The following is a 15,991-nucleotide window of genomic DNA, read 5'->3' on the forward strand; positions in this document are numbered from 1 at the left end:
TCGAACGCGAACATCGCTTCGCGCCTATGCTCGAATTGCACTACTCGGCAACAATCGACAGCGGCGGATAGCGCTCGCGATCATCGAACCACTCGCCGACCGTGTGCGAAATATGCACGAGCCCCTCAAGGCGCATGTTGCTGCTGCTTGCGGAAGGAGGCGCGCGGTTCGGCAAGCGCTTCAGGGCGGCGGCAAGCTGCTTCGGATCGGCCGATTCCTCCGGCAACAGCATATCGACGAGACCCAGCTCGCTTGCCCGCTGCGCCCGGATCAGTTGCTCCTCGCGCGGCCGCGTGCGCGGAATGATCAGCGCCGGCTTATCGAAGGACAGGATCTCGCAATAGGTGTTGTAGCCGCCCATGGCAACGACAGCCCTAGCGCCGGCGATCAGCTCTTCCATCTTGTTGTCGAATTCGATCACCTGCAGACAGTCGATCTTGCCCGCCCGTTCCAGCAGCTGACTGCGCTCCTTGGCCGGCATATAGGGGCCAAGGACAATCAATGTCTTTTGCGTCAGCGAGCTGTCGTACTCGAAAGCGCCGATGACATCGCTGACAAGATCGGCGCCATCGCCACCGCCACCCGTCGTCACCAGGATGTAGTCCTCGTCGGGTACATGTTCGGACTTCGTGCCGAGCTTGGAAACGCTGCGCTGCAGGAAGCCGACGAATTCCATCTTCCGGCGCACGCCTGCCGGCACGTCGAGGCCGACGAGCGGATCATGGAAATCCGGTGGCCCATAGACCCAGACGCGATCGTAGAACTGATCGATCTTCTGCAGGACGTTGTTCTTCTTCCACTCCGCTTCCAAGAGGTGTGGCGCGTCCATGACATCGCGCATGCCGAGTACGAGCGTCGTGCCGCGCGCCTTGAGATAGGTCAACGTCTCCTCGACCTCACCCTTGAGCCCAAGGGGCTCTTTGTCAACGATGAAGACGTCGGGCTGAAAGGTTTCGGCGGTGTGCCGGATGATCGACTGCCGCATCTTCAGCGTTTCCTGCAGCGCGACATGGCTCGCCATCGACGTATACTCGCCGTCGCGCAGCTTGATGACGCTCGGCACTTTTACGAAATCGACGCGCGCCCGATAATCGAAAGCGCCGGCGATCGTCGCGCCGGAGATAATCAACACATTCAGGCCACGATAATCCTCGACAAGAGCATGTGCGATCGTGCGGCATCGCCTCAAATGGCCGAGACCGAACGTGTCGTGGCTGTACATTAGGATTCGAGCATCTTCTAAGCGCCGCTTCATGGGCAAAACCTCTGGGGGATGAAAGTCATGTACGCGGTCTGTCGGCAAACGACATCCACGTCCGCTCCTCGAATTGCAATCCTGTCTTCGCCATTCACCCTGCTATTTGTAGGGATCGGCGGCATCGCGCAAGCCGTCTCCTAAAAAGTTGAACGCCAGAATGACCAAAATCACCGGGATCATCGGAAAAAGAAGCCATGGATAGAAGGCGATCACACTCACGTCCTTTGCCTCGGTCAACAGAATACCCCAGCTCGTGATCGGCGGGCGCAGACCTAATCCGAGGAAGCTCAGCGCCGTCTCGCCGAGAATCATGCGAGGAACCGCGGTCGTCGCCGCAGCGATCAGATAGGACATGAACCCCGGCACAAGATGGCGGCCGATGATGCGCCTTGTGGGGGCGCCCATCAGCTGCGCGGCAAGCACATAGTCTTCCTCGCGCAGGGATAGAAGCTTGGAGCGAACTGCACGCGCAAGACCCGTCCAGTCCAGAATGCCGAGAATGATGGTAATGCCGAAATAGACTATGATCGGGCTCCAGCTCACAGGCATGATCGCGGCTAGCGCCATCCATAACGGCAGGCTTGGTACCGATTGAAGGATCTCGATCACGCGCTGAACAAGCAGGTCGAACAGGCCGCCGTGATATCCCGCAAGACCGCCGATGACGATCCCGAGCACGAAGCTGATGGCGATGCCGATCAACCCGATCGTCAGGGATATGCGTGCGCCGTAGATGATCCGCGACAGCACGTCACGGCCGAGCCGGTCGGTTCCTAGCAGATACATCTGACCGCCGATGGCCGGGCAAACCAGATGGACGTTTGATTCTACCAGGCCCCAGAAGCGATAGGCATCACCGCGACAGAAGAAGCGGATGGGCTGCACGTCCGATGTGTTGTCGGTGTAGTTCCTGCGCAGCGTGTCGATATCGAGTGTCATCTTGCGGCCATAGACGAACGGCCCGACGAAGTTGCCCTTATCGAAAAAGTGAACCGCCTGCGGTGGCGAATGAATGTAGTCGACGTTACGGCTGTGCAGCCCATAGGGCGCCACGAACTCCACGATCAGGATCATCCCATACATTAGCGCCAGAAAGATGCCGGATGCGAGCGCGAGCTTGTGCTTCTTGAATTTCCACCACATCAGCTTCTTTTGCGAGGCCATGTAGTAGCGTTGCTGGCCAGCGGACATGGCTTCGAACTGATCCGGATCGAAATCCGCGCTCGAGACATAATGCTCCAGTGGGGCGCCAGGGCTTGGCAGAGGTGCGGTCACTTTGTACTCCTGCCTTGCAAGCGGATGCGGGGATCGAGAAAGCCGAGAGCGATATCGGAAATCAACACGCCGATGACATTGAGGAAGGCCAGGAACATCAGGAACGAGCCGGCAAGATACATGTCCTGGCTCTGCAAGGCCCGGATCAGCATCGGGCCGGTCGTCTCAAGCGATAGCACAATGGCGGTGATTTCGGCGCCGGAAATGATCGATGGCAGGATGGAACCGATATCGGCGACGAAGAAGTTCAACGCCATACGCAACGGATATTTGACCAGCGCCCTTAGCGGATGCAGGCCCTTGGCGTGCGCTGTGATGACATATTGCTTCGGCATTTCATCGAGCAGGTTGGCGCGAAGGCGGCGGATCATCCCGGCCGTCCCGGCGGTGCCGACGATGATGACCGGGATCCAGAGATGCGCCAGGATCGAGCGCGCTTTTTCCCAGCTCATCGGTTGCGACAGATATTTCTGATCCATCAGGTGGCCAACCGACACGCCGAACCAGACATTGGCGAAATACATCAGGATCAGCGCCAGCATGAAGTTCGGGATGGCGATGCCAAGCAGGCCGAGAAAGGTAAGGCTGTAATCGCCCCAGCTATATTGATGCGTGGCCGAATAGATGCCGATCGGGAAGGCGATCAGCCACGTCACGATGATCGTCGTCATCGACACCAAGATGGTCAGCCACAGGCGATCGCCCACCACATCCGACACCGGCAACTGATATTCGAAGGAATAGCCGAAATCGCCGTGCAGCATCCCGGCGACCCAGCGGAGATATTGAATCGGAAGCGGCCGGTCGAGCCCATATTCGTGGCGAAGCTCCTCAATCTTCTGAAGGTCAGCGGTCTCGCCCTGAGCACGCAGCTCGGCGATCTGGCTTTCGAAGAAATCGCCCGGCGGGAGCTGGATGATGGTAAAGACCAGCATGGAGATGACGATCAACGTCGGGACCATCACCGCAATGCGCCAGAAGATATATCTAAGCATTGGGACGATCCTCCTTCATCCAGAAGGTGTCTGGCATGTAAACCCCGAGATAGCAGGTCGGAGTGAAGCCGTAGAGCGCCTTATCGGGCACGTTCTGCATGCGCGACGAGTGAACGATCGGCTGCAGCGTGCCATTGACAAGCCCGATGGAGAAGACCTGGTCCGAATAGATCGCCAGCATATTATGCCAGATTTCGGCACGCTCGAAGGAGGATGCGGCCTCCTCCCACTCATGAAGCAGCTTGACGAGTTTGGCCGCCTCCGGAACGTCGGGCGCAACCCCTTTCGTCTCGCGCGAGAGGTAGTACATGCCCCAGAGCGGCCATTGCATCTGGTCGTTGGTCGTCGGTGCCAGCTCCGCCGGGGTCATGTCCGCCGTCGGCGCGCCGTTGTCGAGGCCGAACCACAACGACATCTGAATGCGCCCGCCCATGGCGCGGCTTTGAAAAACATCGCGTTGCGAGACGCGGGTGAAAAGCGCAATGCCGACCTTGCGCCAGTGATCGGTCACCAGTTCTAGGACGTCCGAATCGAGCGTGCTTTCACCCGGTGTTTCCACGGTGATCTCCATCCGCCGCCCATCCGGCAACAGACGGATGCCGTCATCGTCGCGCCTGGCGAGACCTGCGTCATCGAGAAGAGCATTGGCCTGATCCGGATCGTGCGCGATCCACGCCGACGCATATTCAGGCTTAAAGAGCGGGCTGTCCGGCAGGACGGTATTGGCGCTCTCCGTGCCAAGGCCGTAGAAAACGGCCATGTTAATCTCACGGCGGTCGATCGCCAGCGACATGGCTCTACGCACCCTGACATCGCGCAGGACATCCCGCCAGACAGGATCGGCACTGTTCAGATTCGGAAACAGCGCAACGCGCGAGCCGCGCACCGATTTCCACAGATTGACTTTGACCGGATAGCGCTTCTCTGCCTCCTTCAGGAAAGTATAGTCGCTGAAGTCGATGCCGGTCGCCTGCAGATCGCTCTCTCCCGCACCGGTCTTGGCGGCGATGATCGACGACGAGCTGATGTTCAGGATCATACGATCGATATAGGGGAGCTGTCGCCCATTCTCGTCAACGCGATGAAAATAGGGGTTACGTTCGAAAATGAATTGCTCGGCCGGCGGTGCCGTCGTGTTTTTCCAGGGATCGAGGACCGGCAGATTGGGATTTTCAGGCCGGTACGAGCGGCCCATCTTGATATGAAGGTCCTGCCACTTCTTTGCCCGATTTTCCTTCATCAGCGAGGCGAGGCGAATGCTGTCCTGGTATTTCTTGTGGAACTGCTTAAGGTAGTGCGCCGGGCCGGCGATGATCAGTGGCTGCGGGGCGGCAAGAATCGACAGAAAGCCCGGATTGGGATCATCCCAAGAATAGCGCACCGTCAATTCGTCGAGCACCTCAAAACGCGGCAGGCTGCCGTGCGGTCGCAGCTCCAAGGCCCCGCCGCCGGGCGTCAACTCCTTGTTGAGGATGACGTCTTCCCACCAGTAGCGGAAGTCATTGGCCGTGAAGGGCTGCCCGTCCGACCATTTATGCCCTTCGCGCAACTTGAAGGTGAAAACCATATCGTCGACGGAGGAAAAAGACTCCAGAATATCCGGCTGCAGCGTCAGGTTTCGGTCGTAGCCGACGAGACGGGCATAACCGTAGATCGTCATGAAACGAAGGTCGTTCTGGCTGCCGATGATCATGCGCACCGAACCGCCATAGTGGCCCGGCACGCGCCCCATGGCGGCGACGTTGACGACGCGTGGGAATTTCGGCAGGCGCTTGGCGAGATGCGGCAATTGGCCGGCTCTCAGCCAATCGGCGAGATATTGGGGCTCATTATCGACATCGGCTGCGGCAAGAGGCGAAGGAAGCACCGTGGAGGCCAGCAGGCCAAGAAAGGTTCTGCGAGTTACCATTTGCGCAACTCCTGAGCATCGACACCCCGGCGTGCGCGAACGAAATGACCGCCGCCCAGATCGGCATAGGCGAGCTCTGCATCCCCGCTTTCAGAAAACTGCGGCCCCCATTTCTGCCTGGCTGCAGGCCCCTCGCTATTTAGCGCCGAGAAATCCAACGGCCGGTCGAGATCGGGGAACGGAACGGCGGCAAGCAGCGAGCGGGTGTAGGGGTGGACGGGCTCGCGCAAGATGATCTCACGCGGCGCGATTTCAACAATCCGACCCCGCGCCATGACGGCAATCCGGTCGGCCATATAGTCGACCACGGCGAGATTGTGCGAGATGAACAGATAGGTCAGGCCGAGCTCCTTCTGCAGATCCTTGAGCAGATTGAGGATCTGCGCCTGGACCGACACGTCGAGCGCCGAGACGGGCTCATCGAGGATCAAAAGCTTCGGCCCCAGCGCCAAAGCACGCGCAATGCCGATGCGCTGGCGCTGACCGCCCGAGAAGCTGTGGGGATAGCGGCTCAGATAGTGCATATCGAGCCCGATCGCTTGCATCAGCGCCTTGACCTTCTCCTTGCGTTCCTCGCTGTCGCCATGCCCATGAATTTCCAGGGGCTCGCTTAGGATATTGCGGACCGTCATGCGCGGCGAGAGCGACGAAACAGGGTCCTGGAAAACCATCTGTATCTTTGTGCGCAGATCCATCAATTCCTTGTCCTTGGCGGCGAGCAGGTCGATCTTGCCGCTGCCATCGTCGAAGCTCACGGAGCCGCTGTCGGCCCTGATCGCCCGCATGAGGATCTTGCTCACCGTCGTCTTGCCGCAACCGCTTTCGCCGACGAGACCAAGACATTCGCCGCGGCGGATTTCGAAACTGACATCATCCACCGCGCGGAATTTCGCGCCACTCCGCTTGCCGAACAGCCCGCCGGCTTTCGAAGTATAGGTCTTGGTCAGGTTGCGAACGCTAAGCAAGACCTCAGGCGTCGCGCCGGCGGCTGCCGCCGCGCCGTTGCCGATCAGCTTTTTCTTGCCGGAGAAGGTGCCGAGGTTGACTGGAACGTCGCGCAGCGATTTCAAGCGCTCTCCAGGCTTCATGTCGAAATGCGGTACAGCCGCCATGAGCGCCTTCAGATAGCGGTGCTGGGGCTTGCGAAAGATCGTGTCGACCGGACCCGCTTCCATGATCTCACCGTGATAGATGACGACGACCTCATCGGCCATGTTGGCAACGACGCCCAGATCATGGGTGATCAACAGCATAGCCATGTTGAAGCTTTGCTGCAGATTGCGCAGCAAGCCGAGAATCTGCGCCTGAATGGTGACATCGAGTGCCGTCGTCGGCTCGTCGGCGATCAAAAGCGCCGGATTGCATATGAGCGCCATGGCGATCATCGCGCGCTGACGCATCCCGCCTGAAAGCTCGAACGGATACATATCGAATGTGTGGACGGGATCCTGAAAGCCAACGAGGCTCAGCATCTCCTCCGTCTTCTCGCGTTGCTCCGCCCTGCTGGTGCCAGGGTTATGAATGCGCAGCGCCTCGCTGATCTGATTGCCAACCGTATGCAGTGGCGACAGCGAAGTCATCGGCTCCTGGAAGATCTTGGCCATTCGCGCGCCGCGCAACCGGCGCATGGCAACACCGTCACGTGGCAGCTGGAGAAGGTCCGTCGTCTGGCCATCAAGCGGATCGGTAAACAGAATGCGCCCCGTTGCCCCTGCGGCAGCGGGAAGAATGCCCATGATCGACTGACTGATAATCGACTTTCCGGACCCGGATTCACCGACAAGTGCAGTGACTTTGCCGGGAAGCACTCTCAGGTTGGCATTCTTGACGACGCTCAGCTTTTCCCCATAGAGCGAGAACGAAACGTCGAGGTTCTCGATACGCAGCAGATCAGTCCCTGACGCCATACATATTACTTCCCGCTCACATGACCTTTGTGGCCTTAATACGGCACACTAACGTAGGCCAGAACGGGTGTCTAGCTGGTCAAAGTAGTGAGAGCACCGTTAAAAAACTGTCGTCTTTCCAGTGATATATGGGCTTATGTTATACTCCGCGTAGGCGGTAGTCACGGAGCATGCTTTTCGACTTGAAAACGGCTCTCGAATTTCTTGGCATCCCTGTGTAGCAGAATAACCTGCTCTGCTTCAGAGAGGCCATCTGTCTCGGCATCGCTAAAGATTTCCGCGACGCGGCTGGAGGCTGTGGCAGCCTTCGGAGAGACGACGGTGAAGCGCTGGCGCACGCCCCGCAGCTTTTCCTCCCCGAGCGTTCCCCACTCGCAATCGGTGTAGCCGGAGAATGCCTGGCTGGCGACGACTTCCGTCGCATATTTCTTCGTCAGCGATTGAAGCCGCTCGACCTCGTTGACGGCAGCGCCGAAGGCGGAGAAAGTCAGCCGGTCCTTCAATCCCACATTGCCGAACATGACGTTGCCGACATGAAGGCCGATGCCGTATCGCACCTCGCTCAAGCTACGTGACCGGCGATCCTCGTTCAACGCGGCAACGCGGCGCTGAGCTTCGAAGACGGCGGAAAGCGCCGCCTCGCAAGCAACCTTCGACGGGTCCTTATGCCGACCACAGGGGTAAACGGCCAGAAATCCGTCGCCGAGGAAGCTCATGATCTCACCGCCATTGCGATTGAACGGCGCGGCGATCGCATCGAAGAACTCGTTGAGCGTATCGATATAGGCTTGCCGCCCCTCCTTCTCGGCATAGACGGTGGACTGTCGCATGTCGCCCATAACGAGCGCCGCGCGGATCGTCTCGCCGTCGCCGCGACGGATCTGCCCATTCAGCACGCGCTTGCCGGCATCGCCGCCGAGATAGGTCGTCAACATGTTGTTGGTGAGTTTGCCGAGAACCGCCATCTTGGCAGCCATGGCCAGATGATTCTGGATGCGCATGAGCGCACCGATCATGTCCTCGCTGAAGCCGCCGACGCCATCGGTGGACCAGGATCCCATCATCCCCTGCATGGACCCTGCACCGAAGGTCTGCACGAAGGCAAGATAGTCGGTGATCTTCTCCTTGCGCAGATCGTCGAAGATGGGAAATTCCACGGCGCCATCCAGATCGATGCGGCGGCGCAAATGCAGAAGATTGTTGGACAAAAGGTAATAATAAGGGCTCTGCATGAATCGTTCCGGCCGCTCATTCGCATGCCGGTAGCCCTCTATCGTCAGTCCACCAGTCCTGCGCCACGTAAAGCCGAGCGCGTCATAGAGCGGGTGCAGCATCGAAAAGGTCAGATGCACGCGATAGAGGGGCATGCCGGTGGCAGCCATACGCTCGCAGAACCCGCGCACGATGGTCTCCAGGTTTTCGCCGGTCAATGCCGCGTGGGTCAGCCACTCCGCAACCTTGTCGAGAAGAATATTGGAAACAGTCGAATGAGCAGTCATTATCCCCACGGCCTATCTTTGAATTATCGATGCACGCCCCGGCAACACAGCGCCTGCCAAATCACCCGGCTGCCCTCTGCTGTGATGCCGATCTCCCGGCTCGATCAAATAAACAATCATTCAAGGCGTCGGCGGATGCTCCAGACACTGGATTGACCCGGACGCCACAAGAAACCAGCTGCACACGCTCCCAAAACAGGGAGCAACAAAACGCGGCAAAAAGACAGCCGCAAAATCACCGACTCTCGTTTTGTTCTCATTGAAATAAGGCGCACATACCGCCGAAACAATGGGTGAAACGCCAGTCGCAACGATAAATTTGCTTTGGCGGCAAAATAGCCGACAAAATATATCTTTCACATACAGGCAGGTATAATCACGCGCCGGTGGCGAGTTCAGGCGGCTTTTTACCCCGCATTGCCATGGCAGCCATGGCGTATCCGCCGCTTGCTCCGTCGATGAAATGCATATGATCGCGCATCAGGGGCGTTGGTACGAAACAGGTCATCAATGCACTATCCTGCCGATGCAAGCCATAGCGACAGACGCCTTCCGCCTCAGCCTGCCGCAGACGCGCCTCGATGCGCGACAATCGTTCCGCGTCCACATCGATGGTCATCTTCAAGCCGTCATCGAACTTGCGAAAATCGGAGTTCGCGGCAAGGTCGCTGCGATAAATCTTGGCATCGAAGGCCGCCATTCGGAACCCTAACCTGTCGAGAATGTAGATGAGGACGATCTGAGCGCCGATGGCAAGCTTGCGCCACCAGCGATCGGCTGTCTGCGCCTGTGCGCGAGCCTCCATCTCCGCCCCCTCGAAGATCAGCGACGGCGTCGGCCCCTCGACAGGGACCGGATGGCCATCACGGCTCTCCTCCTTTGCGATGGCGATGATGTCGGCAACGAGCAGCTGGAACTTCGCGCTGTTTCCAATGTCGCCCGGAACAGCGATGATGGAGACGATCTCGCCATTATGCGCCTTGATCGGGTTCCAGCGGCAGGACAGGCCCGTCAAATCGGGACGGGCTTGCGGGGCGGCGGCCTCGACGATGAAATGCCCCGCCTTCATCTGCCTCTCGGCCCAACTTGTGCCGCCGCCGAAGAACATGGCGTAGGAGACGTGTTCGCTCGGGCTGAAGCGCGCGACCATGACGTCCAGCCCTTCGCTGCGAATTGCCGACATCGGAACGAGAGCGGTTCGCAGCTCAAGCTGCAATTCTTCGATAACCCAGGTCCGCACGGCGGCAAGCGCCTGCCGCACCCGTCCCTCGCCTGACGGCGGGATGGCCACCAAGGCGCCGTCGCCGCCGAAAACGAAAGGATAGTCGCCCTTGTCCAATGCGTTGAGAATGGCCGAAATCACACTGGCGCCGGCCATATTGACGGATTTGTAGTGGCCCGCAGCTATTGCCTTTGTCGAGCTGACGATATCGGCAACTGCGATCAGCCAATCATCGGGAAGAGGCTGATAGTTAGCACTGTCTGTCACCCCTTCGAAACGGGTGAAGGCCGTCAGCTTGTGGAAGAAATCGTCGTTGGATAAGTCAACCATGACAGTTCCCCCTTTCGTCAATACCTCAACAGTCTATCCCTACAACAAACATCGCGAAAAGCCAGCGGGCGGTCGACCGCCAACGCCAGTCGTGCTACTGCGGCCACCGAAGGGCACTGGAGCCGGATGATTTTAGGTTTGTACGCCCAAAAATCTGAATCTGCTCCAGGACCATGGAAGCAGAGCATAATGTCGCCCGAAATTCCCCAACACTTTTCGGCCTCATGCTCTAAATTGCCAAGGACAAGACAGATACGATGAGCCGTCTAGATAGTTTCATTCGCCGCTTGAGCGCCCAGCGCGATATTCTCAACGCCGTTGCCAATGATGTCAGAAGGATCGAAGGGCCGGTTCTCGAACTCGGGCTCGGCAATGGCCGCACGTTTGATCATCTGCGCGAGCTTTTTCCCGACCGGCGCATCGTCGCGTTCGATCGGGCAGCGAATGCCTATGGCCCCTCCATGCCTTCAGCCGACAACCTTATTCTCGGGGAGATCAAGGATACGGCCAGGAATTTTATTGGCGCGGAAGCTTCGCTTGTCCATGCGGATATCGGGACGGGCTATGAAGATAAGGATGCGGTGACGCTCACCTGGCTGCCGCAGATCATGGCCGGCACGCTGAGGGCAGGCGGTCTTGCGGTCTGCGGTCTCCCGCTGGACCACGCCGACCTGCAGCTCTTGCCGCTGCCCGATAGTGTCAAGGAAGGGCGCTATTTCATCTATCGGCGCCGGTAGAGCGTCCCAGGGAAAAGTGCGGCATGCTTTTCCGTCTGGAATATGCGAGAGCCAGGGAAGCAGCGTTTCCGCTAATAAAAAGAAGGCGGGAACGATCTCATGTCAGCGCAGAAACAGGACGTCGAACTGTTCGCCCTCCGTCGGCAAATCCGCCACCTTCATGGCTTGCTCGCGCTCCTCGAAAAAGGCCAGGCATTCATTGTAATGGCCGGCGAGTTCGTCCACGAAAATCCTGGCTTGCTCCTTACCGTAAAATGCCGGCGTGAACTCCATATAGAGCGGCACCTGACGCGCCATTAGTGTCTGCATCGAACGACAGGCGACCGGCTCATAGCCCTCGATATCCATCCAGATCAGGGTGATCTGAGCCGGATCGACGCCTGCTTGCGCCAGAATGTCGGCAACCGGCCGGACCGACACTGCAATCGGCTCATCGCTGGCGCTCTGCCGCAATGCGCTGCTTTTGCCGTGGTTCTTATGGTTCAGGTAGAAATCGAGCTGTCCTTCCCGATCTCCGGCCGCGCAATTGACAGCAGTCACGACGGCCTGAAAGCCATTATCGGCTATGTTGGCCGAGAGCAGCCGAAAATTCCGCGGATCCGGTTCAACGCTGACGATGCGACCATAGACGCCGCTGAGAGCGAAATAGCAGGTCTGTGTGCCGATATTGCCGCCAAGCTCAAGTAGGGCCGACCCCTTGCGCAACAGGCCGCGCTCGCGCAGCACGCTCAGCAACCGGTCGACGTGATCACGCTCGAAATGTCCCTTGCGGAAAACCTTGCGACCGATGTAATCGGCCGGCGAAAAGCTCATGACGTGATCACCGCAATCCACCGTCATACTTTTGACGCGCGGTCCAAGCGCGCTGACGAGAATGTCTCGACCGAGACGCGTATCGAACAGCCGCGTCGCGATTGCGTCCCGCTTCTTGCGGAAGGCACGTTTCCAGTATTTTCTCGTGAGGATCTTGCCGTCGAACATAGGCGCCATCCCTACACCACCGCATTCACCTTGCAAACCGGGAAGGTCATCCCGCGCAGCGACCGTGTGAACCGCTGCAGCATCAGGCAAAGCGGCTGCTCGCCTCTTTCGAGACGATATAGACCCGCAGCGGCTCGCCGCGGCCGCGAACGGCGATCTCCCGGCTTTCGACACCATCGACGTCGATCCCGGATAGGCGAGCTACGGGCTCGGAGAAAACGAGCGCAGTATTATATTCCTTGGCGACACTTTCGAGGCGGCTGGCAACATTGACGGTATCGCCAATCGCCGTCACGTTTTTGACGCTGCCATAGCCCATAGAGCCGACCACTGCCAGACCGGAGTGGAGACCGATCGCGATCTCGAGGGGCGAGCTAAGCTCGTCCGCCAATTCTGCACTGAGCTTGTCGATTTCCCGAACGATCGCCGCAGCCGCCTTCAGCGCCTGACGATTTGCCTCCTTGGGCGTGGCGCGAAGACCAAAGAGAGCCATGGCGCCATCGCCGATGAACTTGTCCATCCGCCCGCCATTTTCCTCAACGATACGCCCGACCAGAGCAAAATAGCGGTTGAGCAGGAAAACAATGTCGAAAGGTAGCCGTGATTCCGTCAACGCTGTAAAATGGCGAAGATCGCAGAAGAACACGACGATTTCACGCTCGCGACCTGGGCTTGCGGCCTGGGTATAGACCGGAATTGCGGCTTCAGCCATCGGCGTCAGCAGCGGCACGACGCTCACATTTCCGGTGGGGCGCAACTGACAGGCAAGCCGGACATCCGGCGTGGCGCCGATGCGGTTCAGCGTCTTCTGCTCCAGCGCTTCCGGCGGCGGCAGGTTTTCAGCGCCGTCGATAATCTGCACGCGACAGGTCGAACACTGCCCCTTGCCGCCGCAGATGGAATAATGCGGAATACCGCCGAGACGGCTTGCCTCCAGCACGCTGAAGCCGCGCGGCGCATGCACGACCTCGCCGCCGGGATAGCGGATGGCGACCTGATACCGCCGCTCGCGCAGCCGGCGATGCGCACGGAAAGCGAAGAGACCGACGATCGACAGACTGAAAGCGCCATAGAAACCGGCGCGATATGGCCAGAGCGTGTCGGCCATCTGGCTTCCAGGCACCGAACCCGTTTCGCCGAAGCTTCTTATGTCGCTGTAATAGCCGCCAGCATAGCCGCGCTCGTCCGGTTGGGCCGCGTCATGCGTGACGATCTTACCCATTGCAGCAAAGCCAAGCAGGGCAAGAACCGGAAGGACGATGGCGAAGGACAGCAAGACCGGAGCAATCGCGATGTACCAGGGGCGAAAGCGAAGCCAGAAATGCACGCCGATACAGCCATGAAGCCAGACGATGACCAACAGGATGGATTGGCGCACGCCGCTGGTAGGCGATGTCAGCCACAAAGTGTGGACGATGGCCCTGTAGGTATCGTGATAGCCGTAGACCACATGCACGACGCGCGTGGCAACGATGTGATCGATCAGGAGGAGCGGCACCAAAAGGCCGGTGACGATCTGGAACGCCTCACCCGGCGGCATGATCAGTGTCCGACGTATGTAGAGAAGCCGCAACACCAGCAGGATATGGACGATCAGCGCACTGTACAGAAGCAGCGTTCCGACGGGATTGCGCCAGACGGCCATGAACCACTGCTGCGCACGTTCGGCCGCGCTGAGGGATATGAGCCCGAGGGAATGATTGGCCAGATGCATGATCACAAAGGAAAAAACGACCAAGCCGGAGCCAAGGCGGAACTTCCGCACGAGACGATCGGAAATGATTGGCTTTCTTGCCTGGATGGTCATCAAACCCAATATATATTGTCCGTTCACAACAGGAGCGAAAACGGTTATCGCCTATTCATCTAGCCGCAACGCCGCATGCTGTCGAGGATGCGGCTTTTTGAAGCAGGCATCTTATTGACACGCAACCGGTCGGAATTCGGGCAATCCTCTCACAATTCGGGCTTCCGTAATCACTTAATCGTCAACCGTATGCCGGCACAATGAACATCGCTTTCTATGCACCGCTGAAGCCGCCCGGCCATCCCGTACCCTCGGGCGACCGGTTGATGGCCCGGCAGATTATGGAAGCACTGCGCATGGCGGGACACCGGGTCGAGGTGGCTTCCGAACTGCGGAGCTTCACGTCGACCCCTGAAGCCGATCTGCGCGCGGCAATCGCACGGCAAGCCGGAGATGAGACATTGCGTCTGCTTGCGGGATGGCAAAGCAGGCAGACACCCGATTTGTGGTTCACCTATCATCCTTACTACAAGACCCCCGATCTCATCGGTCCGCCAATCGCTCGGCAACTCGGCATTCCCTATGTCACTGCCGAAGCCTCCTACTCCCGGCGCCAGGATGACAATGGCTGGGCCGAAAACCAGCGTCTGATTGCCGATGCCGTCCGGTTGGCGGCGGTCAATCTGTGCTTTACCGAGCGGGACCGCGTCGGTCTTGTGGAAGCAATACCGTATGGCCGCTACGAGCGGTTCCTGCCCTTCATCGATGTCGCGCAGTTCAAACACGCGGCCTCCGCCCCGGACCCAAGGCGACTGATCACCGTCGCCATGCTTCGAAAGGGTGACAAATTCGACAGCTACGTCATGCTCGCCAAGGCGCTCGATCTTATCCGCGATCGGGATTGGACCCTGACCATAGTCGGAGACGGGCCGATGCGGACCGAGGTACGATCGATGTTTTCGAGCTTCGGTGACGAGCGAATTACCTGGCGCGGCGAACGCCCGACATCGGAGATTGCAACAGAGCTTGCAACAGCCGGCCTCTATGTCTGGCCCGGCTGCAACGAGGCCTATGGGCTTGCCTATCTGGAAGCACAGGCAGCAGGCTTGCCCGTCGTCGCCCAGGCAACTGCGGGCGTGCCGGAAGTGGTGATGGCCGGCAAGACCGGACTATTGACACCGGAAGGCGATGTCGCCGCTTATGCGGCTGCCATCGCCGAACTTCTGAGCGATCAAAGCAAGCGGCAAGCCATGGCAGACGCGGCCCACACTTTTGTGCACCGGGAGCGCTCCTTGACGGCCGCTTCCAAACAACTTGAAACCATTCTTCGAAAGCATCTGGGAGATACCAATTATGAGCGATAGCGCCGAATGGCAGCCCTTGCGCGACGAACTGCGCCGCTGGACGGAAGCTGAACGAAAGGTGAAGCTCTGGTTCCGTGACGACGACGCCATAGAACCGACCCCTGCCCTCGACCGGTTGCTCTCGCTTTCCGATCGTTTCGAGGTGCCGATGGCGTTGGCGATCATTCCGGGTCCCACCAGCGAGCCGCTTGCCGAGTGCCTTGCGCAGAAAAACCGTATCACCGCCACGGTCCATGGCTGGACGCACCAGAACTATGCGCCTGATGACACCAAGAAGCAGGAGCTCGGTCTGCATCGGCCCAAGGAGATCGTGCTTGATGAGCTGCATCGCGGCTTCGACAAGTTGAAGGCGCTTTACCCCTCACAGTTTGTCCCGCTGCTGGTGCCGCCGTGGAACCGCATCGATGATGCATTGCTGCCGCATCTCGCTCCCTTCGGATATCGCGCCGTCTCTGTCTTCGGATTGGCAAAACAGGCGCCAATCGGCCTGATCAACACCCATATCGACATCATGCGATGGCATGGTGTACGGGGTGGCCTGCCGCATGCCGAGATAATCGAGCGTCTGGTCGAAGAGCTGCAGAACCGTTTCGACGGCAATGAGGAGCCGATCGGTGTGATGACGCACCATCTCGCGCATGACGATCTAGCGTGGGGGTTCGTCGAAACGCTGTTCGATGAGACCGCCGGCCATGCCGCCATCGAATGGCGGCCGGTCGGCGACTTCATACACTAGCTGCGCTCATCTGGTTCCGTCGTCGCTGCGA

At 59.0% G+C, this 15,991-nt stretch carries 12 protein-coding genes; 3 read left to right on the top strand and 9 right to left on the bottom strand.

The annotated features are described in order from the left end of the window. Nucleotides 1-40: 40 nt before the first annotated feature. The 7 genes from GGD46_RS08750 to GGD46_RS08780 all read right to left on the bottom strand — a co-directional run bounded on the left by GGD46_RS08750 (nt 41) and on the right by GGD46_RS08780 (nt 10,395). Nucleotides 41-1,255, bottom strand: coding sequence for a glycosyltransferase family protein (locus tag GGD46_RS08750; protein ID WP_184703362.1), 1,215 nt, complete (start codon nt 1,253-1,255; stop codon nt 41-43). Nucleotides 1,256-1,357: 102 nt separating this feature from the next. After that, on the bottom strand, nt 1,358-2,533 hold the full coding sequence (locus GGD46_RS08755) for an ABC transporter permease (RefSeq protein ID WP_184703363.1): 1,176 nt from the start codon (nt 2,531-2,533) through the stop codon (nt 1,358-1,360). Further along, nucleotides 2,530-3,528: an ABC transporter permease gene (locus tag GGD46_RS08760; protein ID WP_184703364.1), complete on the bottom strand. Its 999-nt coding sequence runs from the start codon at nt 3,526-3,528 to the stop codon at nt 2,530-2,532. The genes GGD46_RS08755 and GGD46_RS08760 overlap by 4 nt, the downstream gene beginning before the upstream one ends. Further along, the gene (locus GGD46_RS08765; RefSeq protein ID WP_184703365.1) at nt 3,521-5,437 is read right to left on the bottom strand and encodes an ABC transporter substrate-binding protein; all 1,917 of its coding nucleotides are present in this window, start codon (nt 5,435-5,437) and stop codon (nt 3,521-3,523) included. Before GGD46_RS08765 ends, GGD46_RS08760 begins: the two co-directional genes overlap by 8 nt. Continuing rightward, a complete protein-coding gene (locus tag GGD46_RS08770) occupies nt 5,431-7,344 on the bottom strand; it encodes an ABC transporter ATP-binding protein (RefSeq protein ID WP_184703366.1) in 1,914 nt (637 codons plus the stop codon). Before GGD46_RS08770 ends, GGD46_RS08765 begins: the two co-directional genes overlap by 7 nt. A 161-nt stretch (nt 7,345-7,505) precedes the next feature. Beyond that, entirely contained in the window at nt 7,506-8,843 is a 1,338-nt protein-coding gene (locus tag GGD46_RS08775; protein ID WP_184703367.1) for an adenylate/guanylate cyclase domain-containing protein, read from the bottom strand. A gap of 376 nt (nt 8,844-9,219) precedes the next feature. After that, entirely contained in the window at nt 9,220-10,395 is a 1,176-nt protein-coding gene (locus GGD46_RS08780) for a DUF3095 domain-containing protein (RefSeq protein ID WP_184703368.1), read from the bottom strand. A gap of 257 nt (nt 10,396-10,652) precedes the next feature. Here GGD46_RS08780 and GGD46_RS08785 point away from each other — a divergent pair, with 257 nt between their 5' ends. Further along, complete coding sequence (locus tag GGD46_RS08785; RefSeq protein ID WP_184703369.1) at nt 10,653-11,132, top strand: class I SAM-dependent methyltransferase; 480 nt, start codon at nt 10,653-10,655, stop codon at nt 11,130-11,132. Nucleotides 11,133-11,234: 102 nt separating this feature from the next. Here GGD46_RS08785 and GGD46_RS08790 read toward each other — a convergent pair whose 3' ends face one another. After that, on the bottom strand, nt 11,235-12,113 hold the full coding sequence (locus GGD46_RS08790; RefSeq protein ID WP_184703370.1) for an FkbM family methyltransferase: 879 nt from the start codon (nt 12,111-12,113) through the stop codon (nt 11,235-11,237). A gap of 82 nt (nt 12,114-12,195) precedes the next feature. Continuing rightward, nucleotides 12,196-13,920, bottom strand: a complete 1,725-nt coding sequence (locus tag GGD46_RS08795; RefSeq protein ID WP_184703663.1) for an adenylate/guanylate cyclase domain-containing protein — start codon at nt 13,918-13,920, stop codon at nt 12,196-12,198. A 200-nt stretch (nt 13,921-14,120) separates the two neighbouring features. On the opposite strand from GGD46_RS08795, the gene GGD46_RS08800 reads away from it, so the two are divergent. Next, the gene (locus tag GGD46_RS08800; RefSeq protein ID WP_184703371.1) at nt 14,121-15,224 is read left to right on the top strand and encodes a glycosyltransferase family 4 protein; all 1,104 of its coding nucleotides are present in this window, start codon (nt 14,121-14,123) and stop codon (nt 15,222-15,224) included. Then, entirely contained in the window at nt 15,214-15,960 is a 747-nt protein-coding gene (locus GGD46_RS08805) for a polysaccharide deacetylase family protein (protein WP_184703372.1), read from the top strand. Before GGD46_RS08800 ends, GGD46_RS08805 begins: the two co-directional genes overlap by 11 nt. Nucleotides 15,961-15,991: the final 31 nt, after the last annotated feature.

The organism is Martinezella lusitana (genome assembly GCF_014207095.1).
In the GTDB taxonomy this organism is placed as follows: domain Bacteria; phylum Pseudomonadota; class Alphaproteobacteria; order Rhizobiales; family Rhizobiaceae; genus Rhizobium; species Rhizobium lusitanum_B.

Coding starts and splice junctions, on each gene's coding strand:
- GGD46_RS08750 (WP_184703362.1), bottom strand. CDS start 1,255: ATGAAGCGGCGCTTAGAAGATGCTCGAATCCTAATGTACAGCCACGAC.
- GGD46_RS08760 (WP_184703364.1), bottom strand. CDS start 3,528: ATGCTTAGATATATCTTCTGGCGCATTGCGGTGATGGTCCCGACGTTG.
- GGD46_RS08785 (WP_184703369.1), top strand. CDS start 10,653: ATGAGCCGTCTAGATAGTTTCATTCGCCGCTTGAGCGCCCAGCGCGAT.
- GGD46_RS08805 (WP_184703372.1), top strand. CDS start 15,214: ATGAGCGATAGCGCCGAATGGCAGCCCTTGCGCGACGAACTGCGCCGC.
- GGD46_RS08795 (WP_184703663.1), bottom strand. CDS start 13,920: ATGACCATCCAGGCAAGAAAGCCAATCATTTCCGATCGTCTCGTGCGG.
- GGD46_RS08780 (WP_184703368.1), bottom strand. CDS start 10,395: ATGGTTGACTTATCCAACGACGATTTCTTCCACAAGCTGACGGCCTTC.
- GGD46_RS08765 (WP_184703365.1), bottom strand. CDS start 5,437: ATGGTAACTCGCAGAACCTTTCTTGGCCTGCTGGCCTCCACGGTGCTT.
- GGD46_RS08775 (WP_184703367.1), bottom strand. CDS start 8,843: ATGACTGCTCATTCGACTGTTTCCAATATTCTTCTCGACAAGGTTGCG.
- GGD46_RS08770 (WP_184703366.1), bottom strand. CDS start 7,344: ATGGCGTCAGGGACTGATCTGCTGCGTATCGAGAACCTCGACGTTTCG.
- GGD46_RS08790 (WP_184703370.1), bottom strand. CDS start 12,113: ATGTTCGACGGCAAGATCCTCACGAGAAAATACTGGAAACGTGCCTTC.
- GGD46_RS08800 (WP_184703371.1), top strand. CDS start 14,121: ATGAACATCGCTTTCTATGCACCGCTGAAGCCGCCCGGCCATCCCGTA.